At 41.9% G+C, this 1,154-nt stretch carries 1 protein-coding gene; it reads left to right on the top strand.

The window, feature by feature from the left end:
* The first annotated feature begins 199 nt into the window (after positions 1 to 199).
* A complete protein-coding gene (locus F6K37_RS43615) occupies positions 200 to 913 on the top strand; it encodes a hypothetical protein (protein ID WP_287257375.1) in 714 nt (237 codons plus the stop codon).
* The last annotated feature ends 241 nt before the right edge of the window (positions 914 to 1,154 follow it).

The raw sequence follows: 1,154 nt of genomic DNA, 5'->3' as shown, positions 1-1,154 counted from the left end.
AGTGAAGCCCTTGCCGGTGCTTCTAACCTATCCAAAGATGATGCTGCTTCTTTGTCTTGATGCAGTCGCTCATGGGGGAAACCCCCAAGACCGCGCTGCATCGCTTTTAAAGCAGGGGCAAGGTCTGAGAGACAAAAGGTCAAGTGGTCAGCCCATCTCAAAGTCTGAACTAGCCTCTTTCAAAGACTCTACCGGCGATATGTTTAAGAAATTGGAGGCTGTAAAAGGTTTCGATCAATTAAAAAATCCATTTACCATGACCGAGAGTGAGATGAATCAACAAGTTGATCAACTCGCTCAGGCGATGGAGAAAGCGGTAAAAGTCCCTTCAGACAATACCAAAAAAATCCTCAAAGATACCTATGCCTTAATTGATCATTTAACTAATACCAAGCGTGATAGCGATTCTGCCGATAGTGGAACTAAAGATGACTCAGATACGAATACCTCTGGCCCTGATTATCAAACCTTACTCAATAACTTCAAGGAGTCTTATAGCCAGCATTATGATGCCTTAGGGTCCAGCGAAGCAGGTTTTCCCATTGGTGGTCATTTGTTTAATATGACCAAAGATGAACTGGATGCTGAGATAAAGGATATCAATAAAAAAATAGCAGACGCGAAACAACTTCCACCAGAGCAAATTCATGAGTTTGTTCGCGATGCCTATGCCCTAAGAGAAAAGCTATTTGAAGTTTCTAAATCCGCCGAAAATACTGCTAGCACCGATAGCTCTACTACAGAGGATAAAGAAGAGAGCACTACAGCGGAAGAGGCGATAGATCAAGAGGTTCAGGATAAAAATTCACCAGAGGATCAAGTTGCGAAAAATGAGGTTAATCGAGAGATAGGTGAATTTAACCAAAAACACGCTGGCACGATGGAGGAGATAGTGCGGGCGTCACTCAAGTAGGGTGCGCCATTCAACAGTGCGATCGCCCGATATTGTAGGGTGCGTTAATGAAATGTAACGCACCAAATTCCTATTAATTTTAGAAGATAATTCCGGGTGTAATAATGAATCATCTAAATTTTTAAATTTCTTGCCATTCCCGAGCATTGACAAATAAAGATAGGTGCTTTGTATTATTGGTTGCCACAGTAACGTCATACCCAGAATTAGTAACTAAAATAGCTTGAGCGGCTAAAATAAC

The sequence above is a fragment of the Moorena sp. SIO4E2 genome, from assembly GCF_010671945.1.
GTDB classification, from domain to species: domain Bacteria; phylum Cyanobacteriota; class Cyanobacteriia; order Cyanobacteriales; family Coleofasciculaceae; genus Moorena; species Moorena producens.
The sequence above is the reverse complement of the archived record's forward strand: the minus strand, read 5'-3'. Positions and strand labels throughout refer to the sequence as shown.